Source organism: Streptomyces sp. NPDC107522 (assembly GCF_055657525.1).
In genome coordinates this window covers 23,835-45,106 of record NZ_JBVKAU010000007.1, presented here as the reverse complement: position 1 = coordinate 45,106, position 21,272 = coordinate 23,835, and the positions used below count along the sequence as shown (strand labels likewise).

The window sequence follows — 21,272 nt, the reverse complement described above, 5'->3', positions numbered from 1 at the left end:
GCCTCTGGCGGTTCGGCCGTGTGAGGGAGCTTACGGTCACCCTTCTTACTGGGCTCTCACCCTCACACGGGCCGCCTGGGACTCAGCCGCCGGACGGGCTGGAGAGCGCCGCCAGCTGTTCGGCGAACGGCACCACCGCGAGGTCGTCCTTCACCGTCCGCCCCGCCGACAGCCCGGCCATCAGCCCCGCCAGCTCCCGCGCCGCCCGCTCGATCCGCCCGTCCAGCCCCTCGGCGCCCCAGTCCTCCGAGGCGGCGTAGACGCCGGTCGGGACGACGACGGCCCGCAGGTGGGCGAAGAGCGGACGCAGCGCGTGCTCCAGTACCAGGGAGTGCCGCGGCGTGCCGCCGGTCGCCGCGATCAGCACCGGCATACCGGACAGGGCGTCCTTGTCGATCACGTCGAAGAACGACTTGAACAGCCCGCTGTACGACGCCGAGAACACCGGCGTGACCACGATCAGCCCGTCGGCCGAGGTCACCTGCTCGATCGCGGCGGCCAGCTTCCGCCCCGGAAAGCCGTTGGTGAAGTTGTGCGCGATCTCCACGGCGAGGTCGCGCAGCTCGACGACCTGGACGTCCGCCTCGGTCTCCCGGCCGACCGCGGCCGCGAGCCGGTCACCCAGCAACCGCGTGGAGGACGGGACGCTCAGCCCCGCGGACACGACGACGAGCTTCATGCGACGGTCACCTCCTGGGCGGCCTTGAGGGAGGAGTGGGTGGGGGCCTCGGGGACGTCGGCCGGACGGCCGTTCGCGAACTCCTTGCGCAGCACCGGCACGACCTCCTCGCCGAGCAGGTCGAGCTGCTCCAGGACGGTCTTCAGCGGCAGCCCGGCGTGGTCCATCAGGAACAGCTGGCGCTGGTAGTCACCGGCGTACTCCCGGAAGCTCAGCGTCTTCTCGATCACCTGCTGCGGGGAGCCCACGGTCAGCGGGGTCTGGTCCATGAAGTCCTCCAGCGACGGCCCGTGCCCGTACACCGGCGCGACGTCGAAGTACGGCCGGAACTCGCGGATCGCGTCCTGGGAGTTCTTCCGCATGAAGACCTGACCGCCCAGCCCCACGATCGCCTGCTCGGCCGTGCCGTGCCCGTAGTGGGCGTACCGGGACCGGTACAGCTCGACCATCCGCTTGGTGTGGTCGGCCGGCCAGAAGATGTTGTTGTGGAAGAAGCCGTCGCCGTAATAGGCCGCCTGCTCGGCGATCTCCGGCGAGCGGATCGAGCCGTGCCAGACGAACGGCGGTACGCCGTCCAGCGGGCGGGGCGTGGAGGTGAAGCCCTGCAGGGGGCTGCGGAACTTGCCCTCCCAGTTCACGACGTCCTCGCGCCACAGCCGGTGCAGCAGGGCGTAGTTCTCGATGGCGAGGTTGATGCCCTGCCGGATGTCCTGGCCGAACCACGGGTAGACCGGGCCGGTGTTGCCGCGGCCCATCATCAGGTCGACCCGGCCGTCGGCCAGGTGCTGGAGCATCGCGAAGTCCTCGGCGATCTTCACCGGGTCGTTCGTGGTGATGAGCGTGGTGGAGGTGGAGAGGACCAGCCTCTCGGTCCGCGCCGCGATGTAGCCGAGCATCGTCGTCGGGGACGACGGCACGAACGGCGGGTTGTGGTGCTCGCCGGTCGCGAAGACGTCGAGGCCGGCCTCCTCGGCCTTCAGCGCGATGGCGACCATCGCCTTGATGCGGTCGCGCTCGGTCGGCGTCCGGCCGGTCGTCGGGTCCGGCGTGACGTCGCCGACGCTGAAGATCCCGAACTGCATGGTCGCTCACCCTCCAGGTTGTTGACCGTTCAACTATACCCGGAGAACAGAGGCCGGCCCACGACTATTCCGCCTCTCTCAGCCCTTCCAGTGCGGATCCCTCCCCGTCGCCGCCAGCAGCCGCTCGAAGTCCGTGGACCCCTCCGCCACCGGCACCGGCTCCCCGAACACACCCATCTGCCGGGCCGTCGGCGCCAGCTCGTCGACCGCGCCCGCCAGCTGCTCCACGACAGCCGTCGCCGCCTCGCCCAGCCGGTACTCCCGCCCCGTGGCGCACGCCAGATCCCACACGTGCACGGTCAGATCGAGCAGTGCCATCGACCCGACGAGCCGCGCCGGCATGTTCATCGCGCCGGTCACACCCTCCTCGGCGCCGGGCGCGGACCAGGCGGCCACGAGCTTGTCGATCTCGTCCGCGAGCCGCTCGCGCCAGTCCGGCCCCGCACCGACCCGGTCGGGCGTCTCACCGAAGTCCGACGCCTCCTTCGCGGCCAGCTTCTGGAACTGCACGACCACCTGGAAGAGGTGGTTGACCAGGGCCTTCACGTCGTACTCGGCACAGGGCGTGGGAGCGGCGAGCGCCGCGTCGGGAATGCCACGGACCACCGGAACCGCCCGCTCCCGCGCCATGCCCAGCAGCTCACCGATGCCGTACTCGTTCGCCTTCGCGCTCTTCGTGTCCATACCCCGACCGTAGGGACACGCAGGCCTGCCCTTCTTGAAGAAACGCGACGTACGATCCGGTCATGGCCGAACCCCGCCACGACACCCGCGGGATCGTCGACCCGTCCGGACTGCTCAGCCGCGTCCGCTTCCGCCGCCACGAACCCGCCGAGCCGCTGCGCCGGTACATCGAGTGGTACTGGCTCATCGACTGGGACCTGCCCGAGCCCTACGCCTCCCACATCGTCCCGCACCCGGCCGTCAACCTCACGTTCCAGTGGGACGAGGACGAAGGCCCGCCCTACAGCGAGGTCACCGGGGTCGCCCTCGGCCTGTACACCAGGAAGCTGACCGGTCGGGGCCGGGTCTGCGGGGTCAAGTTCCGCCCCGGCGGCTTCCGGCCCTACGCCCCCGACGCGCCGGTGTCCCGCTGGACGGGCACGGCACTGCCCGCCCAGGACGTCTTCCCGCAGGCCACGGCCGACACCGCCCATGCGATCGTCACCCGGTCCGACGACCCAGCCAAGGTGGCCGCCCTCGACACCTTCCTCCTCTCCCTCCCCTGCGCCCCGGACCCCCAGGCCGACCTCGCCACCACCTTCGTCCAGCGCATCCGCACCGACCGCACCGTGCGCCGCGTCGGCGACTTCGCCCGCGCGCAGGGCCTGTCGGTGCGGGCCCTGCAACGGCTCTTCTCCGCCTACGTCGGCGTCAGCCCCAAGTGGTGCATCCTCCGCTACCGCATCCACGAGGCCCTGGAACACGCCGGCACCCAACAGGACGTCGACTGGGCCACCCTCGCCACCGCCCTCGGCTACGCCGACCAGGCCCACCTCGTCCGGGACTTCACGGCGACAGTGGGGGTGCCGCCCACGGCGTATGCACAGGGGGTGCGGTGAGGCGGCAACCATGCCACTCAGCTGCGGGCAGTTGTGCCTCCCGGCATCTCAGCCCGTCCGGCGTTTGAGGACGAGGCCCCTTCAGGGCCGAAGCGGGGGCCTGGGGGCGGCAGCCCGGGAGGGGACGGGTAGGGGCGGCGGGGGCGAGGCAGCGCAGCGGCACCCCGTCAGCGCCGGGCTGCGCGACCCACCCCCGGCCAGCCCCGACGCCGGGCACCCAGCCCACCGGCCCGACACACCCACCCACCGGCACCCCCGACTCACGGCACCAGCACCAACCGCCCCCGAACCCCACCCCCCTCAAGCCGCGCATGCGCCTTGGCCGCGTCCTCCAGCGCGAACGTCTCAGCCACCCGAGTAGTCAGCACCCCGCCATCCACCAGCCGCACCAACTCGGCCAACCGCCCCCCATCGGCACTCACCTCGACCGCATCGGTCCGAACCCCCCGCACAGCACCGGGCTGCGCCTGCGGAATGGCCCCCACGTACACGCCCCCGTCCCGCACCCAGCCCAACGCCGGCTCCCCCAGCACCGCCGCGTCCAGCACCGCGTCCACGCTCCCCGCTCCCACCGCCCCGCTCACGAACTCCGCCGCCCCCAGCGATCGTACGAACTCCTCGTCCGCCTCCCGCGCCAGGGCGGTCACCGATATCCCCCGGTGCGCGGCCAGTTGGACGGCGTACCCACCGACCGCCCCCGCCGCCCCCGTCACCAGCAGCGACTGCCCCGGCGCCAACTCCAGCAGATCCAGAGCCTGTACGGCGGTCAGCGCGTTCAGCGGCAGCGTCGCCGCGTGGACGGCGTCCACCGTGGCCGGCGCCTTGGCCGCGGCGTCCGTGTCCACGACGACGTACTCCGCATGTGTGCCCAGCGGCTTGACCATGCCGTAGTCGAGCGCCACGACCTGGTCCCCGACCTGCCAGGAACTGGCCACACCCACCGCGTCAACCGTCCCCGCGACGTCCCAGCCGAGCCCGATCCGCTTGCCCGCGCCCCCGAAGACGCCGGACCGCACGCCTGCGTCCACCGGGTTGAGCGCGGCCGCCGCGACCTTGATCCGTATCTCCCTCGCGCCGGGCTCCGGCACCTCGGTCTCCACGACCTCCACGGCTTCCGGCCCGCCGAACGAGTTCACCACAACAGCACGCACAGCGACTCTCCTTGGTTTGTCAGGTTCGTCAGGAGTTCGGATGTTCTCCCGCCGTTGCGACAACCCTAGGAAGAGCTACTATCTTCTAGTAAGTAGTTACCTGAGAGTGCGTATGTACCTCGGAGGTGAGCCATGGCGACCATGACGGCGGCCCAGCGCCGCGAACAGGCGCGCATCGAGTACGACGCGTTCCTCAAGAGCTGCCCCACCAACCAGCTCCTGGACCGCATCAGCGACAAGTGGGTCAGCCTCGTCGTCTCCGCCCTCGCCCCCGGCCCCCTGCGCTACAGCGACCTCGGCCGCAAGATCGCCGGGGTCAGCCCCAAGATGCTGACCCAGACCCTGCGCTCACTGGAACGCGACGGCCTCCTCACCCGCACCGTCACCGCGTCCGTCCCGGTCCGCGTCGACTACGAACTCACCCCCCTGGGCCACAATCTGGCCCTGCTGCTGACCGCGGTGAAGGACTGGGCGGAGACCCACTTCGACGAGGTCCACGAGGCCCGCGAGCGCTACGACAGTGAGAACCTGGACAACTAGGCCCCGCACCTCACCGCAGCCGGTCAGAAGTAGTACGTGTCCCCCGTGTCCAGCACCAGCACCCGCTGCCGCTCCTCGCTCCGGTCACCGTCCACCGCCGTGCCGCTGCGCACCGTGTCGAACTCCAGCAGCACCTCCGACGGCGTCCCCCGCAGCCGCACCCCGAGATCGATCGGCTCCCCCACCCCGTCCGCGTCCAGCACCCCCACCGGGCACAACACAGCCCGCTCCCCCTCACGCGCACACCCCTCCGGCAGCGCCTGCCGCTCCGCCAGCGGCTCCGACCAGCGCAGCCGTACCGTCGCCGTCGAGTCCGGCAGGGCGCTCGGCCCGGAACGGTGCGGCGTGAACCGTACGTCGACCCGGCCGGCCGACAAGGCGGCGGAACCGTGATAGGCGAGCCCGGCCTCCGCACCGCCCACGGCCCAGGCGCCCACAGCCGCGCCCCCCACCGCCACCATCGCCGCGCCGCAGCCCGCGAGCACCCCTGCAACCCTCCGCATACCGCCCGCTCCTCACCGCACCGTGGCCTTCGTGGTCGTACGGATGTATCCCCCGCGGAGCCACCGACAGGCGCCGTCCAACAGGTGACGCGAGGCCCCGCCCACCCCCGCCGACCGGCATGCCAGGCTGCCCCCATGCTCATCCTCCGCTCCGCCGCCCTGTTCGCCGTCGCCGCGCTCTTCGAGATCGGCGGCGCCTGGCTGGTCTGGCAGGGCGTGCGCGAACACCGCGGCTGGCTCTGGATGGGGGCAGGCGTCATGGCCCTCGGCGCCTACGGCTTCGTCGCCACGCTCCAGCCCGACGCCGACTTCGGCCGCATCCTCGCCGCGTACGGCGGCGTCTTCGTCGCCGGCTCACTCGCCTGGGGCATGGTCGCGGACGGCTACCGCCCCGACCGCTGGGACGTGACGGGCGCGCTGATCTGCCTCGCGGGCATGGCCGTGATCATGTATGCGCCGCGGGGCGAGTGAAAGAACTCCGGGAACTACGGCTCAGGACGGCGGAAGCAGCCCCAGCTGCTCCAGGAAGTCCATCTCGTCGAAGTAGAGCCGGTACTCCACGATCCTGCCGTCCTTGACGGTGGCGAGGTCCACCCCGCGGATCTTGATCTCCTTCTGGGTCGGGGGAAGGGTCTCCCCGGTGGGCAACTGAATGGGCCCGGTGTTGCGTCCGCTGAAGAACCCCTCGTCGATGGCCGTGTCCCCGACCTCGTACGCATGCAGCGTCTCGTACGTCCCGTCCGGAATCGCCTCCGTCATCTGACGCCAGTACGCGACGATGTTGTCGCGCCCCCGGATCTCACCGCCGTCAGGGGTGACGGCCACCGCGTCCTCCGCGTACAGCTCGCCGAGGGCCTTCGGATCCGGGTGTGTGGTCACCGCGTCCGTGAGCCGGTCCATGACCTCACGCGCCTGTCCCATGATCCACCTCCGCTCCAGGGGATCACCCATCTCATTGTCCCACCGCACCGCCCGCCTATCCTGGCCGGACAGTCTCCCGACTCGACCACGCACGAGGAGCAGCCATGCCCACCGCAGCCCCGTCCGCCGCCTCCCGCATCGCCGTCGTCACCGGTGCGAGCAGCGGAATCGGCGCCGCCACGGCACGGCAGCTCGCCGCGGCCGGCTACCGCGTCGTCCTGACCGCCCGCCGCAAGGACCGCATCGAGGCGCTGGCGGAAGAGATCACCGCGACCGGCGGATCGGCGACGGCGTACCAGCTGGACGTCACCGACCGCGCCGCGGTCGACGAGTTCGCCACGGCCTTCAAGACCATCGGCGTCCTCGTCAACAACGCCGGCGGCGCACTCGGGGCCGACCCCGTCGCCACCGGGGACCCGGCCGACTGGCGCACGATGTACGAGACGAACGTCATCGGCACCCTGAACCTGACCCAGGCCCTGCTCCCGAAGCTGGAGGCGAGCGGCGACGGCACGGTCGTGGTCGTGTCCTCGACCGCGGGCCACGCCACCTACGAGGGCGGCGCGGGCTACGTCGCCGCCAAGCACGGCGCCCACGTCCTCGCCGAGACCCTCCGCCTGGAGATCGTCGGCCGCCCGGTCCGCGTCATCGAGATCGCGCCCGGCATGGTCAGGACGGACGAGTTCGCCCTCACGCGCTTCGCCGGTGACAAGGAGAAGGCGGAGAAGGTCTACCAGGGCGTCGCCGAGCCCCTCACGGCCGACGACGTGGCCGACACGATCACCTGGGCGGTCACCCGCCCCAGCCACGTCAACATCGACCTCCTGGTCGTGCGCCCGCGCGCCCAGGCCTCCAACACGAAGGTCCACAGGGAACTGTGATGGCCGGCGAGGGCGGAGACGACACCAGGGCGAAGGACCCGCACAACGAACGCCAGATGTGGTGGTGGCTCGGCTACTTCCTCTTCGGCATCCACATCGTGGCGTTCGTAATGATCTACGCGGTGACGCACGCACCGAAGTAGGGTCACGCAGCGTGGACAGACACATACGCTTCGACGCCCTGCACAACTTCCGCGACCTGGGCGGTTACCCGGCCGCGGACGGCCGCCGTGTCCGCCCCGGCCGCCTCTACCGCTCCGACTCCCTGGGCAAGCTGGCGGAAGCCACCCCGGACTGGTCCCGGTTCCGCTCCCTGGGCATCCGCACGGTGATCGACCTGCGCTACCCCTGGGAGATCGACAGGAACGGCCGCATCCCGCACGACGCCTCCTTCGCCTACCACAACCTCAGCATCGAGCACCGCCCGTACCACCAGGCCGCGTTGGGCCCCGAGGTGGACGTCGGCCCCTACCTGGCCGAGCGCTACATGGAAGTGGCGCAGGACGGCACGAAGGAGATCCGCAGGGCACTGGAGCTCGTGACGGAGGCGGCGGAGGCGGACGAACCCCTGGTCTTCCACTGCGCCTCCGGCAAGGACCGTACGGGTCTGCTGGCAGCGCTGATCCTGGGCCTGCTCGGCGTCGACGACAGCACCGTCATCGAGGACTTCAGCCTCACCGAGCTGGCGGCCCCGGCGCTCCTCGCCGACTGGCGGGCGAGGAACGACGGCCGAGAACCGACATGGCTGGGCTACGGCCGGGCCCCCGCCTCGGTGATGCGCCTGTTCCTGTCGTCCCTCACCGCCCGCTACGGCTCGGTCGAGGACTACGTCACCCACACCCTGGACCTCGACGCACCCTCCCTCGCCCGAACCCTCCGCACCCACCTCCTGGAACCATCCCCGACCACCTGGCCACCCCTGACCTACCGCGAGGCCACCCCCTCCGACGCCGCCCTCCTGGTCCACCTCCGCGACTCGGCCGCCCTGTGGCAACTCGCCCGCGGAATCGACCAATGGCGCCCCGGCGAGAAGGACGAGGCCCACTTCCGCCACCGTATGGAGGAGGGCGAGGTCTGGCTGGCCCACGCGAACGGCCATGTCGCCGGCGCCTGGGAACTCTGGTGGACCGACCCCGCGGCCTGGGGCCCCCGCCCAGCCGACGCGGGCTACATCCACCGCCTCATGACCACCCCTCACACGGCTCCACCCGGCACGGGCCGCGCCATGCTGGCCCAGGCGGAAGCACGCATCGCGGCAGAGGGCCGCCCCTTCGCCCGCCTGGACTGCCTCGCCTCCAACCCACGCCTGCGCGCGTACTACGAGTCGGCGGGCTACACGGTCGTCGGCGAACAGCGGGCGAAGGACGGCGGGTCGGGCAGCCCGTACGCGGTGACGCTGCTGGAGAAGCGGCTCGCGTGACCCACAAGGGATCAATGACATGAGTGAGGCCCCCGGTTCCCGCCGGGGGCCTCACTCGTCAGCCCTTCACACAGACGACCTGCTTCAGCTTCGCCACGACCTCCACGAGGTCACGCTGCTGATCGATGACCTGCTCGATCGGCTTGTACGCACCCGGAATCTCGTCCACGACACCGGAGTCCTTACGACACTCCACGCCCCGCGTCTGCTCCTCCAGGTCCTTCGTCGAGAAGCGCCGCTTCGCCGCGTTCCGGCTCATGCGCCGACCCGCGCCGTGCGAGGCCGAGTTGAAGGACATCGGGTTCCCGAGACCCTTCACGATGTACGAACCCGTGCCCATCGAGCCCGGGATGATGCCGTACTCGCCGGAGCCCGCCCGGATCGCGCCCTTACGGGTCACGAGCAGGTCCATGCCGTCGTAGCGCTCCTCGGCCACGTAGTTGTGATGTGCGCTGATCTCGGGCTCGAAGGCCGGCTTGGCCTTCTTGAACTCCTTGCGGATCACGTCCTTCAGGAGCGCCATCATGATCGTGCGGTTGTACTTGGCGTACTCCTGCGCCCAGAACAGGTCGTTCCGGTACGCCGCCATCTGCGGGGTGTCCGCCACGAAGACGGCGAGGTCACGGTCGACCAGGCCCTGGTTGTGCGGGAGCTTCTGGGCCACGCCGATGTGGTGCTCGGCCAGTTCCTTGCCGATGTTCCGGGAACCGGAGTGCAGCATCAGCCAGACAGAACCGGTCGTATCCGTGCAGACTTCCACAAAGTGGTTGCCCCCACCGAGCGTTCCCATCTGCTTTCCGGCACGTTCCTGACGGAACCTGACCGCCTCGGCAACTCCGTCGAACCGCCCCCAGAAGTCGTCCCACCCAGCGGTGGGGAGCCCGTGCAGCCGCCCCGGATCCACGGGATCGTCATGCATCCCCCGCCCCACCGGAATAGCCTGCTCGATCTTCGACCGCAGCCGCGACAGATCCCCCGGCAGGTCATTCACCGTGAGGGACGTCTTGACCGCCGACATCCCGCAGCCGATGTCCACTCCCACCGCCGCGGGACACACGGCCCCCCGCATCGCGATGACGGACCCGACCGTCGCCCCCTTCCCGTAATGCACGTCCGGCATCACGGCGAGGCCCTTGATCCACGGCAGGGTCGCGACGTTGCGCAGCTGCTGCAGGGCCACTTCCTCGACCGTCGCCGGGTCGGTCCACATACGGATCGGGACCTTGGCGCCCGGCATCTCCACGTACGACATATCGTCCTCTATCCCCCGGAAACAAAACACAAGTCTGAAATCGCAAAACCGGCGCCAGGTCGGCGAAATGGGACAACGGACCGGCGTCCACGGCAGTGCGTGCGATACACATTGTCTCCAGGGAGCGCCCCCGCACAGCAAGCGAATAACCAGCGGGGACACTGGAAGACCGGCAACGCGCCGGTCACACGGACACCGTCGAGAGGAGCCTGACCGTGCAGCGGAAGGCGTACGTAACCGGCGTCGCCGCGCTCCTCGCGGCACTGCTGGCCGGCTGCACCGGCAGCTCCGACGACGGCGGCACGACGGACGACTCCAACCCCGGCGATGCCGGTACGGCGACCGCGGCGGCCGAGCCCGGCCGGTACCGCACGCTGCCCGAACCGTGCGGCGTGGTCGGCGAGGACACGCTCGACGCGCTGCTGCCCGGCATCAAGGAGCTCACGGACGAGGAGCAGCGCGAGAAGGCGTACGAGGGCACGCCGACGCTGACCTTCGACACGGACCGCAAGGCCGGCTGCCGTTGGAAGGTGGAGTCGGCGGAGGCGACGGATCACCTCTCCGTCGACTTCGAGCGCGTGGTGTCGTACGACAAGACGGTCAGCGACGACACCCAGGCGGAGCAGCTCTTCGCGACGCAGCGCGAGGCGGCCGACCTTCCCGTGCCGACGAGTTCCGGCGCCGTCGACGGCAGCGCGAGCGCCGCGGCTGCCGGGAGCGCCGAGGGCGCCGAAGGGGGCTCGTCCACCGGTCCGAGCGGCTCGCCCTCTCCCTCGGCTTCGACTTCGGCGTCCAAGTCCGCTTCGTCCGGCTCGTCCCCTTCCTCCTCCGCCTCGTCCGATCCCTCCGCCTCCAGTTCCACCGACGGCGCGACCCCGGCCGAGCTTCAGCCCCGTGTCCTCGACGATCTCGGGGACGAGGCGTTCATCGACGACGAGCTCGGCAGCTCCGGTTCGACGGCTCAGCAGCGCACGGTGACTGTGGCGTTCCGCACGTCCAACGTGATCGTGAGGATCGTGTACGAGGAGCAGCCGGCGACCGTCGGCACGGTCCCGGACAGCGAGGAATTGCAGGACAGGGCCCGGAATCTGGCCGCGCAACTGGCGGACGCGCTGGCGGAGTAGCGCCCCTCGGCAGCCCCCGTGCACCCGCGTGCGACGTAACCGAAACGAGACCACACACCTTCTTCACCGCGTACCGTGGCCCCTCGGACCCGATCCGAACCGCAGGAACCACGAGTGTCAGTCATGAGTGAAGGAACCATGCAGCGAGCAGCAGAGCGAGACCAGCATGAGCGGTGTGAGCAGCGTGAGCAGCGGGTGAAGGGTCTTCACCGCGTCCTTGTCGCCGCGGGCGTCGTCCCCGTGATGCTGATAGCCGCGGGCTGTTCCTCGGACTCCGGTTCGGACGACGCCGCGGCGGACAGCAGCGCGAAGGCCTCGGCGTCGGCGTCCGCGAGTCCGTCGCCGACGGTGCAGGCGGCCGCGTACGCGTCGCTGCCGCAGCCGTGCAAGGTGCTGGCGAAGAAGACGCTGGAGGACCTGGTCCCGAAGGCGAAGTCGGGCAAGAAGGGCTCGTCGGACGACATCGGGACGCGTGGCTCCTGCTCCTGGAGCAGCCTCGACAACAACGGCGTGAAGGGCTCGCAGTTCCGCTGGCTCAACGTCTCCCTGCTGCGCTTCGACTCGGACGTCACACGCGGATCGGCCGACAAGCTGGCGCGGGACTACTACGAGACGCAGATCCAGGACGCCCGGTCGGTGAGCGGTGCGAAGAACGTGAAGTCCGAGCCGGTCGCCGGGGTGGGCGACGAGGCGACGGCGGTGCGCTACGACCTGAAGAAGAAGGAAGGCGCCTTCAAGCAGCAGACGGTCGTGGCCCGGGTCGAGAACGTCGTCGTGACGCTCGACTACAACGGCGCCGGTCTGGCCGGTGACAAGACCCCGAGCGCCGACACCCTGAACAAGCTGGCCCAGAAGGCGGCCAAGGAGGCGGTGGCCGCGGTGGCGAAGGCCAACGGCAGCGGCGGCAGCGCGGGCACGCCGAGCAGCACCCCTTCGAAGTCGGCTTCGAAGTCTCCCTCGAAGTCCCCGTCCAGCAGCCCCTCGAAGACGGCGTCGAGCTCCCCGTCCAAGTCAGCGGCAAAGAAGAGCTGACCGTCACACCTGCCCCACCGCCGAGTCACAAGTCGCAGCTCAGCCCCACCCTTTGCACGAGCCCGGCCCCCACCAGGGACCGGGCTCGTGCCGTCCCGGCAATCCGTTCGCCGCACGGATGTGCCACTCTGTTGCGCGCAACAACATGCATGGGGAGGGGAGTACGAGTGGCCGGGCCACCGCAGCTGACTCGGATGCACCGCGTTCTCATCGGCGTGGTCGTGTTCGGCGCCGTGATCATCGCCGGCATCGGCTTCGCCGGTTCGTACGCGGCCGTCCGGGAGCTGGCGATCAAGAAGGGCTTCGGGAACTTCAGTTATGTGTTCCCGATCGGCATCGACGCGGGCATCTGCGTCCTGCTGGCCCTGGACCTGCTCCTGACGTGGATCCGCATCCCGTTCCCCCTGCTGCGCCAGACGGCGTGGCTGCTGACGGCGGCGACGATCGCCTTCAACGGCGCGGCGGCCTGGCCGGACCCGCTGGGTGTGGGCATGCACGCCGTGATCCCGGTGCTGTTCGTGGTGGCGGTGGAGGCGGCCCGCCACGCGATCGGCCGCATCGCGGACATCACGGCCGACAAACACATGGAGGGCGTACGCCTGACCCGCTGGCTCCTGTCGCCGGTCCCCACATTCCTCCTCTGGCGCCGCATGAAGCTGTGGGAGCTCCGCTCCTACGAGCAGGTCATCAAGCTGGAGCAGGAACGCCTGGTCTACCAGGCCCGCCTACGCTCCCGCTTCGGCCGCGCGTGGCGCCGCAAGGCACCGGTGGAGTCCCTGATGCCGCTGCGCCTGGCGCGGTACGGAGTCCCACTGGCGGAGACGGCCCCGGCAGGCTTGGCGGCGGCGGGAATCGAGCCGGCCCTGCTCCCTCCGACACCGAAGCAGGCCTTGGACGCAGCGCCTGCGGCGGGCATGGCGGATGCGACGCTCGTAGCGGCGGGCAGGAGTGCCGGAGCAGTTCCAGGCAGCGCGGGCATGACAGCCACGGCCAGCCCCGCCACGGCAGCTCCGGGCAGCGCCGCCATCGCAGCCGCGGGCAGCGCTGCCGTAGCAGCTCCGGGCAACGCGGCCGACGCCGCCGCTGCGGGCAGTCGTGCCGCTGGGGCGGCGCCCGTCCCACAGAGAGCGGCACCCCACGGCGGGCAGCGCCCCGAGCTCGGCAGCAACCCGCACGCCGAGCAACCGGAATACGTGCAGGACTGGTTCAACACCCCCCGCCAGGTCGAGTACCACGGCAGCTACAACCCGACGTACGAGCCCCAGGAACACTACGAGGACTGGTACCAGGAGCAGCTCCAGGCGGAGCAGTACCAGGACCAGTACCAGGAGGAACCGCCGCCCCAGGAGCCCGCTCCGGAGGAGACCGGCACCTTCCCCATCCCGGTGACTCCCGGCCGGACCCGCGAGCTCGGGGAGGGCGGAGGCACTCCGGAGCCGACCGAGGAGGACTACTACCTGGTCTTCCGTGAGTCGATAAAGAGCGGGAACGGAGCGCCCACTCCGCGCGGCCTGATCGCCGACGTGGAGGCGACGTACGGCGTCACGCTCGACGAGGCCGAGGCCAAGCGCATGGTGAACCGCTTCTCCAACCGCCTCAACGCGGAACTGACGGACGAGCACATCGCCTGACCGGCACAAGGGAACAAGGAAAGGGGCCCTCGATCCGAGGGCCCCTTTCCCGTACCGCTTACAGCCTTACTCACCGAGCAGGCGCCGCACCCGCTCCTGCCCCACCGCCAACAGCAGCGTAGGCAGCCGCGGCCCCGTGTCCCGCCCCACCAGCAGGTGGTACAGCAGAGCGAAGAACGACCGCTGAGCCGTCTTGATCTCGGCCGGCAGCTCCTTGGGCGTCGCGTCCGCGGAGAACCCGGCCTGCACCTTGGGCACGCCGTACACAAGGTGGGTCAGCCCGTCCAGCGACCAGTGCTCGGCGAGCCCGTCGAGCAGCAGCCGTACCGACTGCTGGGACGCCTCGTCGAGGGACTTCAGCAGCTCGGCGTCCGGCTCGTCCCGGACGATCGTCCGCTGGTCGGCAGGTACGTGGGTGTTGATCCAGGCCTCGGCCTTGTCGTACCGGGGCCGCGCCTCGTCCAGCGACGCCAGCGGGTTCTCCGGGTCGAGCTCGGAGAGGATCCGCAGCGCCTGGTCCTGGTGCCCGGCGGTGATGTCCGCGACGGACGCGAGCGTCCGGTACGGCAGCGGCCGCGGCGTACGCGGCAGCTCACCCGCGGCCGTCCGCACGGCACGCGAGTGCGCGGCGACGTCGGCGGGGAGAGCGGATTCGTCCGCCACCTTCCCGTCCAGCTTGTCCCACTCGTCGTAGAGCCGCTGGATCTCCTGGTCGAAGGCGATCTTGAAGGACTGGTTGGGCCTGCGCCGGGCGTACAGCCACCGCAGAAGCTGCGGCTCCATGATCTTCAGAGCGTCCGCGGGGGTGGGCACCCCACCCCGCGAGGACGACATCTTCGCCATCCCGGAGATCCCGACGAACGCGTACATCGGCCCGATCGGCTGCTTCCCGCCGAAGATCCCGACGATCTGCCCGCCGACCTGGAAGCTCGACCCCGGAGACGAGTGATCGACACCGCTCGGCTCGAACACAACCCCCTCGTAGGCCCACCGCATGGGCCAGTCGACCTTCCAGACCAGCTTGCCGCGGTTGAACTCGTTGAGCCGGACGGTCTCGGAGAAGCCGCACTCGTTGCAGGAGTACGACAGCTCGGTGGTGTCGTCGATGTACGAGGTGACCGTGGTGAGGTCCTTCTCGCAGTTGCCGCAGTAGGGCTTGTACGGGAAGTACCCGGCGGACCCGGAGCTGCCGTCGTCCTCACTGGCCGCGCCCGACCCCTCGGCGGCCTCCAGCTCGGCCTCGTCGACCGGCTTCTGCGACTTCTTGGCACCGGCCTTCGGCTTGGTGCGGTACTGCGCGAGAACGGCGTCGATGTCGTGCCGGTGCTTCATGGCGTGCAGGATCTGCTCGCGGTACACGCCGGAGGTGTACTGCGCGGTCTGGCTGATCCCGTCGAACTCCACGCCCAGCTCGGCGAGGGAGTCGATCATCGCCGCCTTGAAGTGCTCGGCCCAGTTCGGGTACGAGGAGCCCTTCGGCGCCGGCACGGAGGTCAGCGGCTTGCCGATGTGCTCGGCCCAGGACTCGTCGACGCCCGCGATACCGGCCGGCACCTTCCGGTACCGGTCGTAGTCGTCCCAGGAGATCAGGTGCCGGACCTGATACCCGCGCCGCCGGATCTCGTCGGCGACCAGGTGCGGGGTCATTACCTCGCGCAGGTTGCCGAGGTGGATGGGCCCGGAGGGGGAGAGCCCGGACGCGACGACGACCGGTTTGCCCGGGGCCCGACGCTCCGACTCCTCGATGACCTCATCCGCGAAACGGGAGACCCAGTCGGTGGTCTCGGTGCTCTGAGCCACGATCGGCACGTCCTTCTTTCTCCTGAAGCAGCCGGTACGGTCAACGGCTGGCGCCCCCATTGTCCCAGCTCCGACGGCAACGACGAAAACGCCTTTTCAGAGCTCGGGGAACTGCGCGAAGAGCCACACACAACCCGCACCCGGCGATGCACAGAACCCCCGAGCTCCTAGCCGCAAAAACCCCTTTACCCCCCATGGGATACTGACCGTGTCTATCCATCCCCACGAGGAGAACGGCACCCATTCCTATGGCCCCGGTCACATCCCTCAGCGACTCCGTCAACAAGCAGCTCGCCGACGCCCTCGCTTCCGCCCTCCCGGAAGCCGACGGAGTCGACCCGCTGCTGCGACGTAGCGACCGGGCCGACTTCCAGGCGAACGGCATTCTGGCGCTCGCCAAGAAGGCGAAGGCGAATCCTCGTGACCTGGCGACGCAGGTCGTCTCCCAGGTGGTCACCGGCGACGTGATCAAGGACGTAGAGGTCTCCGGCCCCGGCTTCCTGAACGTGACGATCACGGACAAGGCCATCACCGAGAACCTCGCGGCCCGGTACGCCGACACGGACCGCCTCGGCGTCCCCTACGCGGACGCGCCCGGCACGACGGTCATCGACTACGCCCAGCCCAACGTGGCCAAGGAGATGCACGTCGGCCACCTGCGCTCCGCGGTGATCGGCGACGCCCTGCGCGCCATGCTCGACTTCACCGGCGAGAAGACGATCGGCCGACACCACATCGGCGACTGGGGCACCCAGTTCGGCATGCTCATCCAGTACCTGTTCGAGCACCCCGGCGAGCTGGCCCCGCCGGAGGACGTGGACGGCGAGCAGGCCATGTCGAACCTGAACCGGGTGTACAAGGCGTCCCGCGCGGTCTTCGACGCGGACGAGGAGTTCAAGGAGCGCGCCCGCAAGCGGGTCGTGGCGCTCCAGTCCGGCGACAAGGAGACCCTGGAGCTGTGGCAGCAGTTCGTGGACGAGTCGAAGGTCTACTTCTACTCCGTCTTCGAGAAGCTGGACATGGAGATCCGCGACGAGGAGATCGTCGGCGAGTCCGCGTACAACGAGGGCATGCCCGAGACCGCCCGCCTCCTGGAGGAGATGGGTGTCGCGGTCCGCTCCGAGGGCGCGCTGGTCGTCTTCTTCGACGAGATCCGCGGCAAGGACGACCAGCCGGTTCCGCTGATCGTGCAGAAGGCGGACGGCGGCTTCGGCTACGCGGCATCCGACCTGACCGCGATCCGCAACCGCGTCGTCGACCTGCACGCGACGTCCCTGCTCTATGTCGTGGACGTACGTCAGTCGCTGCACTTCAAGATGGTCTTCGAGACGGCCCGCCGTGCCGGCTGGCTGACCGACGAGGTCACCGCGCACAACATGGGATACGGCACGGTCCTGGGCGCGGACGGCAAGCCGTTCAAGACCCGTGAGGGCGAGACCGTACGGCTGGAGGACCTCCTCGACGAGGCCGTCGAGCGGGCCACCGCGGTGGTGCGCGAGAAGGCCGAGAAGGTGGGCCTGACCGAGGAGGAGATCGTCGAGAACGGCCGGTACGTCGGGATCGGCGCCGTGAAGTACGCGGACCTGTCGACCTCGCCGAACCGGGACTACAAGTTCGACCTGGACCAGATGGTCTCGCTGAACGGCGACACCTCGGTCTACCTCCAGTACGCGTATGCCCGTATCAAGTCGATCCTGCGCAAGGCCGAGGGGGCGGCCCCGGCCGCGCACCCGGATCTCGAACTCGCCCCGGCGGAGCGGGCGCTGGGCCTGCACCTGGACGCGTTCGGCAACACGGTCTTCGAGGCGGCCGCGGAGTACGCACCGCACAAGCTGGCCGCGTACTTGTACCAGCTGGCGACGCACCTGACGACGTTCTACGACCAGTGCCCGGTCCTGAAGGCCGACACCCCGGAGCAGACGGAGAACCGCCTGTTCCTGGTGGACCTCACGGCCCGCACCCTGCACCGGGGCATGGCCCTGCTGGGCATCCGGACTCCCGAGCGGCTCTGAGCGCCTGAGCCTGTGAAACAACACGCGCGGCCCGTCCTCTCCCCCGCTGGGAGGACGGGCCGCGGTGCTGTGTCAGCCCATGGAGCCGACCGGCCGGCTCAGCAGTGCTGCTTGGAGTCCGCCGCGAAGTCCTTGAACGCCGCCTTGGTGCCCGATCCTGCGATGCCGTCGATCGCGCCGGTGTAGCCGTGGTACGCCTTCAGGTCACGTTGCAGGGCCTTGATGGTGTTCGGGCCGACGATCCCGTCGATGCTGTCGGTGTAGCCCCAGTGCGCCTTGAGCCAGCGCTGCAGCGCCTTCCAGCTGTTGGTGCCGAGCTGGCCGTCGAGGGCGCCGGTGTAGCCCCAGTAGTCCTGGATCCAGCACTGGACGTACTTGGCCTCGGTGTTGCTCAGGCCGAGGTTGTTGACCGCGAGGACGGTGACGTCGGAGCTCACGGCGGGCTTCGATTCCGACGCGGCGAAGCTGGTCCCCGCGGTCGCGACACCTCCGGCGGCAAGGCCGACGACGGCGCTGACACTGACGAGGGTCCTCGTCCAGACATTGGGTCGCATGCGTTTCCCTCTCGCTCCGGTTCGGATGGCGGTCCTGCCGCCGGCTGGCGAGACGAGAGTGCGGGGCGGGCGGAGAGGGTTGCCACAGTTGCCGCACAACCGACGTCATCACGGGACGCCCCACCCGCTGACCTGCGCGAACGCCGCCCGCCGGGACGCCACGGCGGGACGGCTGAGACACACGGTGGCCGATTCCTTACCGGTGCGGGAACCCGCTTCCGCTGCGGGCCGTGGATGCTGATGCAGAATGCGACCGGGCGCGGGGGCCGCTGACCACGGACCACGGGCCCGGACCGTGAACGCGAGTGGGGGGTACATGTCGCGTTGGGCAGCGCTGCCCGCGGAACTGGATCCGCGCGTACGGCAGTTGGTGGTACGGCTGCGCCGGCTGAAGGACCACAGCGGGCTGAGCCTGCGCCGGCTGGCGGGGAGGACCGGGTACAGCCCGAAGTCCTGGGAGCGGTATCTGGGCGGCAGGTCACTGCCACCCCGGGAGGCCGTCGAGGCGCTGGCCCGGGTGGGGGGCGAGGATCCGACCCGGTTGCTGGCGTTGCACGAGGTCGCCGCGGAGGCGTGGGCGAGGAGACGCGAGGACGTGACGGCGGCAGCCGCGGACACGCCCGTACCGGACGCGACGGCGCCAGAACCGACCGCACCGGACCCGACTGCACCGGAACCCATCGCACCGGAGTCCGTTCCGACCGAGCCGGAGATCCTGTCGGTCGAGGTCAACCGGGCGCGCGCCCCGGGGAGTTCGCTGCGCGTCGCGCTCATGGCGGGGACCGTGGCACTGATGGTGGCCGTCTGCACGGCGGTGCTCCTCGTCGTACGGCTGGCCGGCGGCGGGGGAGAAGGAGCAGCGGCTCCCGTCGTCGCGCCGGCCGGGCCCGCCGGCCCCGGCACGTCCACCGCGTCGGCACCGGCGTCGGCCGCGCGCTCGGAGCCCCCGTACCGGTGCCGGGTCGAGCGGATCGACGGCCGCTGGTACGCGGGCAACAGCCGCACCCGGGACGCCGTCCTGGCGTACGGTCACGCGGGACAGGAGGTGGCCGAGGTGCAGTGTCTGCTGCGCAGGGCGGGCATCTCGCCCGGCGGTATCGACGGGATCTTCGGCCCGCTGACGGAACGCGCGGTCAGGCAGCTGCAGAAGCGGGCGGGTCTGGTCGTGGACGGCATCGTCGGGCCACACACCTGGAAGGCGCTGCGGCGATGACGACACCGTCGCCGGAACGGGCCCGACTGGCCGCCGCGCTGGGGGAGTTGAAGACCCGCACCGGGCTGAGCCTGGCCGGCCTCGCGGCGAAGACCGCGTTCAGCAAGTCCTCCTGGGACCGCTACCTCAACGGCAGGACGCTGCCACCGCGCGACGCGGTGCAGGAGCTGTGCCGCCTCGCGGGCGAGCCGGAGGGGCGCTGTGTGGCGCTGTGGGAGATCGCGGAGGCGGAGGGGAGCGGACGGAGCGGACGTCCGCCGGAGGGGCGACGATCCGCGTCGTCGGCCTCGTCCGGGAGTCCCGCATCGTCCACGACTCCCGCCTCGTCACCGACTCCCGGCTCCTCCCCGACTTCCGACTCGTCCGGGAGTGCCACCTCATCCCCGACTTCCAACTCGTCCCGCCCCCCTGCCTCATCGCCGCCCCCGCCTCAACCTCCACCTCCGCCTTCCCCTCCATCGGGGTCTCCGCCTCCGCCCACCTCCCCAGCTCCCCATCTCTTGGTCACGTCCGCCGGTGGCGCTCCTGATGCCGACGCCGATGCCGGTGCCGTGCACCGGACCGCGGCGGCCGTGGCCGTGCTCGCGTCCGTGTGTGCCGTGGCGGTCGGGGGCGTGGCGGCGGTGGCCCTCCTGCTGCCGCACGCGGGCGGCGAACCGCGGTCGTCCCTGTCCCCGCCTCCGGCCGCGACCGAGCCGCGCTGCCGGGGTGCGGTCTGTGAGGGCAAGGACCCGATGCACATGAAGTGCGGCGTCACGCCGACGACTCTCGCCGAGCACCGCACGGCCGGCGGCGCCTGGATGGAACTGCGCTACAGCGAGGAATGCGGGACGAGTTGGGCCCGGATGTGGGGCACGCGGATCGGCGACCGGATCGAGATGACGGCGGTGGGGCAGGACGGTCCCGAGGATCCTGCGGGTCCCGTCCGCAGTGCGGAGGTCCAGGACGCCGTCGACGCGGACTCCTACGTCTACACCCCCATGACCGCGACCCGCCCCGGAACCGTCGTGCGGGCCTGCCTCCGGCCCGCGGCGGGCGGCGAGGGGGAATGCTTCGACGGCCGGGTGGCCGGGTGAGCGGGCCGCTCGTTGTCAGTGCCACCGCCTACAGTCCACGGCATGGCGACTCTTCCGAACCCCCTGCCGAAACTCGCGTCCCTCGGTCTGCGGCTCCCGCCCGGCGGGCTGGTCGACGCGACCGACGACGGGCGGTGGCACGAGCCGCTCCTGTGGCTGGCGGACGGCCGGGCGGCTCCCGGCGACTGGGCCGCCCTGCGGCGGACGGCGCCGTCCGTCGGCCTGCTCCCGGTCGTCCTGGACGTCGGCGCCGGTCACGGCAGGCCGGAGCTGTGGGAGTTGATGCCCGGCGAGATGTCGTACCCGGGGGATCACGACGCCGAGGAGGTACTGGAGGAGTTCTGGGACGAGTGCGCGGAGGAGAACGCGGACTGGCCCGGCCTGGCCGGCACCGAGCACGCCGCCGACGCCGCCCCGGACCCCGACTCCGCCGAATCCGTCGCCTCCGACGTAGTGGACTCCCTCCTCGACGGCGGTGGCCCTCTCAAGGACCCCCGTCTCGCCCTCGTCCCGGCCCGCCGCAGCGCCGACATCCCCGCGGCGATCGGCTGGACGGGCCCGGCGAACCACGAGAACGACACCGGCCGCCTGTCCGCGGTGCTCCGCTCCTGGGAGGACCGGTTCGGCATACGGGTCGTGGCGCTCGGCTTCGACACCCTGCTGGTGACCGTCGCCGCCCCGCCCACCACCCTCGCCGAGGCGGAGGCCCTGGCCGCCGAGCACTTCGCGTTCTGCCCGGACAACATCTGGCAGGGCAGCGACCCCACCCTCACCGCGTACGCCGCACACCAGCTTCTCAACCAACCGGCCTGGCACTTCTGGTGGGACTGACGGGCCGC

At 70.5% G+C, this 21,272-nt stretch carries 22 protein-coding genes; 13 read left to right on the top strand and 9 right to left on the bottom strand.

All coding sequences use genetic code 11. From position 1 onward, the window contains the following. Positions 1-82 precede the first annotated feature (82 nt). The 3 genes from ACZ7L6_RS23400 to ACZ7L6_RS23390 all read right to left on the bottom strand — a co-directional run bounded on the left by ACZ7L6_RS23400 (position 83) and on the right by ACZ7L6_RS23390 (position 2,445). A complete protein-coding gene (locus ACZ7L6_RS23400) occupies positions 83-679 on the bottom strand; it encodes an FMN reductase (protein WP_471926918.1) in 597 nt (198 codons plus the stop codon). Then, a complete protein-coding gene (locus ACZ7L6_RS23395; RefSeq protein WP_471926916.1) occupies positions 676-1,761 on the bottom strand; it encodes an LLM class flavin-dependent oxidoreductase in 1,086 nt (361 codons plus the stop codon). Before ACZ7L6_RS23395 ends, ACZ7L6_RS23400 begins: the two co-directional genes overlap by 4 nt. A 78-nt stretch (positions 1,762-1,839) precedes the next feature. After that, positions 1,840-2,445: a TIGR03086 family metal-binding protein gene (locus ACZ7L6_RS23390; RefSeq protein WP_471926914.1), complete on the bottom strand. Its 606-nt coding sequence runs from the start codon at positions 2,443-2,445 to the stop codon at positions 1,840-1,842. 62 nt (positions 2,446-2,507) lie between these two features. On the opposite strand from ACZ7L6_RS23390, the gene ACZ7L6_RS23385 reads away from it, so the two are divergent. Next, complete coding sequence (locus ACZ7L6_RS23385) at positions 2,508-3,323, top strand: DUF6597 domain-containing transcriptional factor (protein WP_471926912.1); 816 nt, start codon at positions 2,508-2,510, stop codon at positions 3,321-3,323. 260 nt (positions 3,324-3,583) lie between these two features. On the opposite strand, the gene ACZ7L6_RS23380 is transcribed toward ACZ7L6_RS23385, so the two are convergent. After that, positions 3,584-4,474 carry an NADP-dependent oxidoreductase gene (locus ACZ7L6_RS23380; RefSeq protein ID WP_471926910.1) on the bottom strand — a complete coding sequence of 297 codons (891 nt, stop codon included), beginning with the start codon at positions 4,472-4,474 and terminating at the stop codon, positions 3,584-3,586. 132 nt (positions 4,475-4,606) lie between these two features. Between ACZ7L6_RS23380 and ACZ7L6_RS23375 the strand changes: the two genes are divergently transcribed. Then, the gene (locus ACZ7L6_RS23375; protein ID WP_471926908.1) at positions 4,607-5,014 is read left to right on the top strand and encodes a winged helix-turn-helix transcriptional regulator; all 408 of its coding nucleotides are present in this window, start codon (positions 4,607-4,609) and stop codon (positions 5,012-5,014) included. Between the two features lie 23 nt (positions 5,015-5,037). Here the strand turns inward: ACZ7L6_RS23375 and ACZ7L6_RS23370 are convergent, their stop codons facing one another. Further along, a complete protein-coding gene (locus ACZ7L6_RS23370; RefSeq protein WP_471926906.1) occupies positions 5,038-5,517 on the bottom strand; it encodes a hypothetical protein in 480 nt (159 codons plus the stop codon). A gap of 135 nt (positions 5,518-5,652) precedes the next feature. On the opposite strand from ACZ7L6_RS23370, the gene ACZ7L6_RS23365 reads away from it, so the two are divergent. Continuing rightward, entirely contained in the window at positions 5,653-5,988 is a 336-nt protein-coding gene (locus ACZ7L6_RS23365; protein ID WP_471926904.1) for a YnfA family protein, read from the top strand. Between the two features lie 21 nt (positions 5,989-6,009). Here the strand turns inward: ACZ7L6_RS23365 and ACZ7L6_RS23360 are convergent, their stop codons facing one another. Further along, a complete protein-coding gene (locus ACZ7L6_RS23360; RefSeq protein WP_471926902.1) occupies positions 6,010-6,438 on the bottom strand; it encodes an ester cyclase in 429 nt (142 codons plus the stop codon). A gap of 104 nt (positions 6,439-6,542) precedes the next feature. On the opposite strand from ACZ7L6_RS23360, the gene ACZ7L6_RS23355 reads away from it, so the two are divergent. From ACZ7L6_RS23355 to ACZ7L6_RS23345, 3 genes are read left to right on the top strand one after another with little or no spacing between them, the layout of a single operon-like run. Continuing rightward, positions 6,543-7,319, top strand: coding sequence for an SDR family NAD(P)-dependent oxidoreductase (locus ACZ7L6_RS23355; protein ID WP_471926900.1), 777 nt, complete (start codon positions 6,543-6,545; stop codon positions 7,317-7,319). Continuing rightward, positions 7,319-7,462: a hypothetical protein gene (locus tag ACZ7L6_RS23350; protein ID WP_471926898.1), complete on the top strand. Its 144-nt coding sequence runs from the start codon at positions 7,319-7,321 to the stop codon at positions 7,460-7,462. The genes ACZ7L6_RS23355 and ACZ7L6_RS23350 overlap by 1 nt, the downstream gene beginning before the upstream one ends. A gap of 11 nt (positions 7,463-7,473) precedes the next feature. Continuing rightward, positions 7,474-8,739 (top strand): GNAT family N-acetyltransferase, encoded by a 1,266-nt coding sequence (locus tag ACZ7L6_RS23345; RefSeq protein WP_471926896.1) that lies wholly within the window; start codon positions 7,474-7,476, stop codon positions 8,737-8,739. Between the two features lie 58 nt (positions 8,740-8,797). On the opposite strand, the gene ACZ7L6_RS23340 is transcribed toward ACZ7L6_RS23345, so the two are convergent. Beyond that, entirely contained in the window at positions 8,798-9,991 is a 1,194-nt protein-coding gene (locus tag ACZ7L6_RS23340; RefSeq protein ID WP_471926894.1) for an RtcB family protein, read from the bottom strand. Between the two features lie 215 nt (positions 9,992-10,206). On the opposite strand from ACZ7L6_RS23340, the gene ACZ7L6_RS23335 reads away from it, so the two are divergent. The 3 genes from ACZ7L6_RS23335 (at position 10,207) to ACZ7L6_RS23325 (ending at position 13,778) form a co-directional block, all read left to right on the top strand. Then, positions 10,207-11,115, top strand: coding sequence for a DUF3558 domain-containing protein (locus ACZ7L6_RS23335; protein ID WP_471926892.1), 909 nt, complete (start codon positions 10,207-10,209; stop codon positions 11,113-11,115). 138 nt (positions 11,116-11,253) lie between these two features. Further along, a complete protein-coding gene (locus ACZ7L6_RS23330; protein WP_471926890.1) occupies positions 11,254-12,147 on the top strand; it encodes a DUF3558 family protein in 894 nt (297 codons plus the stop codon). A 194-nt stretch (positions 12,148-12,341) separates the two neighbouring features. Continuing rightward, positions 12,342-13,778, top strand: coding sequence for a DUF2637 domain-containing protein (locus ACZ7L6_RS23325; protein ID WP_471926888.1), 1,437 nt, complete (start codon positions 12,342-12,344; stop codon positions 13,776-13,778). A gap of 66 nt (positions 13,779-13,844) precedes the next feature. Here the strand turns inward: ACZ7L6_RS23325 and lysS are convergent, their stop codons facing one another. Beyond that, a complete protein-coding gene (lysS, locus tag ACZ7L6_RS23320) occupies positions 13,845-15,587 on the bottom strand; it encodes a lysine--tRNA ligase (protein WP_471926886.1) in 1,743 nt (580 codons plus the stop codon). Between the two features lie 239 nt (positions 15,588-15,826). Here lysS and argS point away from each other — a divergent pair, with 239 nt between their 5' ends. After that, the gene (gene argS / locus ACZ7L6_RS23315; protein ID WP_471926884.1) at positions 15,827-17,590 is read left to right on the top strand and encodes an arginine--tRNA ligase; all 1,764 of its coding nucleotides are present in this window, start codon (positions 15,827-15,829) and stop codon (positions 17,588-17,590) included. 98 nt (positions 17,591-17,688) lie between these two features. Here argS and ACZ7L6_RS23310 read toward each other — a convergent pair whose 3' ends face one another. Beyond that, positions 17,689-18,144: a peptidoglycan-binding domain-containing protein gene (locus tag ACZ7L6_RS23310; protein ID WP_471926882.1), complete on the bottom strand. Its 456-nt coding sequence runs from the start codon at positions 18,142-18,144 to the stop codon at positions 17,689-17,691. A gap of 316 nt (positions 18,145-18,460) precedes the next feature. Here ACZ7L6_RS23310 and ACZ7L6_RS23305 point away from each other — a divergent pair, with 316 nt between their 5' ends. The 3 genes from ACZ7L6_RS23305 to ACZ7L6_RS23295 are packed head-to-tail and all read left to right on the top strand — an operon-like array spanning position 18,461 to position 21,264. After that, positions 18,461-19,357 carry a peptidoglycan-binding protein gene (locus ACZ7L6_RS23305; protein ID WP_471926880.1) on the top strand — a complete coding sequence of 299 codons (897 nt, stop codon included), beginning with the start codon at positions 18,461-18,463 and terminating at the stop codon, positions 19,355-19,357. After that, complete coding sequence (locus ACZ7L6_RS23300; RefSeq protein WP_471926878.1) at positions 19,354-20,433, top strand: helix-turn-helix domain-containing protein; 1,080 nt, start codon at positions 19,354-19,356, stop codon at positions 20,431-20,433. The genes ACZ7L6_RS23305 and ACZ7L6_RS23300 overlap by 4 nt, the downstream gene beginning before the upstream one ends. Before the next feature lie 42 nt (positions 20,434-20,475). Beyond that, a complete protein-coding gene (locus ACZ7L6_RS23295) occupies positions 20,476-21,264 on the top strand; it encodes a DUF4253 domain-containing protein (RefSeq protein WP_471926876.1) in 789 nt (262 codons plus the stop codon). The last annotated feature ends 8 nt before the right edge of the window (positions 21,265-21,272 follow it).

Excerpts from the sequence above, each read along its gene's own strand:
- ACZ7L6_RS23400 (WP_471926918.1), bottom strand. The coding sequence starts at position 679 with ATGAAGCTCGTCGTCGTGTCCGCGGGGCTGAGCGTCCCGTCCTCCACG.
- ACZ7L6_RS23395 (WP_471926916.1), bottom strand. The coding sequence starts at position 1,761 with ATGCAGTTCGGGATCTTCAGCGTCGGCGACGTCACGCCGGACCCGACG.
- ACZ7L6_RS23390 (WP_471926914.1), bottom strand. The coding sequence starts at position 2,445 with ATGGACACGAAGAGCGCGAAGGCGAACGAGTACGGCATCGGTGAGCTG.
- ACZ7L6_RS23385 (WP_471926912.1), top strand. The coding sequence starts at position 2,508 with ATGGCCGAACCCCGCCACGACACCCGCGGGATCGTCGACCCGTCCGGA.
- ACZ7L6_RS23375 (WP_471926908.1), top strand. The coding sequence starts at position 4,607 with ATGGCGACCATGACGGCGGCCCAGCGCCGCGAACAGGCGCGCATCGAG.
- ACZ7L6_RS23370 (WP_471926906.1), bottom strand. The coding sequence starts at position 5,517 with ATGCGGAGGGTTGCAGGGGTGCTCGCGGGCTGCGGCGCGGCGATGGTG.
- ACZ7L6_RS23365 (WP_471926904.1), top strand. The coding sequence starts at position 5,653 with ATGCTCATCCTCCGCTCCGCCGCCCTGTTCGCCGTCGCCGCGCTCTTC.
- ACZ7L6_RS23360 (WP_471926902.1), bottom strand. The coding sequence starts at position 6,438 with ATGGGACAGGCGCGTGAGGTCATGGACCGGCTCACGGACGCGGTGACC.
- ACZ7L6_RS23355 (WP_471926900.1), top strand. The coding sequence starts at position 6,543 with ATGCCCACCGCAGCCCCGTCCGCCGCCTCCCGCATCGCCGTCGTCACC.
- ACZ7L6_RS23350 (WP_471926898.1), top strand. The coding sequence starts at position 7,319 with ATGGCCGGCGAGGGCGGAGACGACACCAGGGCGAAGGACCCGCACAAC.
- ACZ7L6_RS23340 (WP_471926894.1), bottom strand. The coding sequence starts at position 9,991 with ATGTCGTACGTGGAGATGCCGGGCGCCAAGGTCCCGATCCGTATGTGG.
- ACZ7L6_RS23330 (WP_471926890.1), top strand. The coding sequence starts at position 11,254 with ATGCAGCGAGCAGCAGAGCGAGACCAGCATGAGCGGTGTGAGCAGCGT.
- ACZ7L6_RS23325 (WP_471926888.1), top strand. The coding sequence starts at position 12,342 with ATGCACCGCGTTCTCATCGGCGTGGTCGTGTTCGGCGCCGTGATCATC.
- argS (WP_471926884.1), top strand. The coding sequence starts at position 15,827 with ATGGCCCCGGTCACATCCCTCAGCGACTCCGTCAACAAGCAGCTCGCC.
- ACZ7L6_RS23310 (WP_471926882.1), bottom strand. The coding sequence starts at position 18,144 with ATGCGACCCAATGTCTGGACGAGGACCCTCGTCAGTGTCAGCGCCGTC.
- ACZ7L6_RS23305 (WP_471926880.1), top strand. The coding sequence starts at position 18,461 with ATGTCGCGTTGGGCAGCGCTGCCCGCGGAACTGGATCCGCGCGTACGG.
- ACZ7L6_RS23300 (WP_471926878.1), top strand. The coding sequence starts at position 19,354 with ATGACGACACCGTCGCCGGAACGGGCCCGACTGGCCGCCGCGCTGGGG.
- ACZ7L6_RS23295 (WP_471926876.1), top strand. The coding sequence starts at position 20,476 with ATGGCGACTCTTCCGAACCCCCTGCCGAAACTCGCGTCCCTCGGTCTG.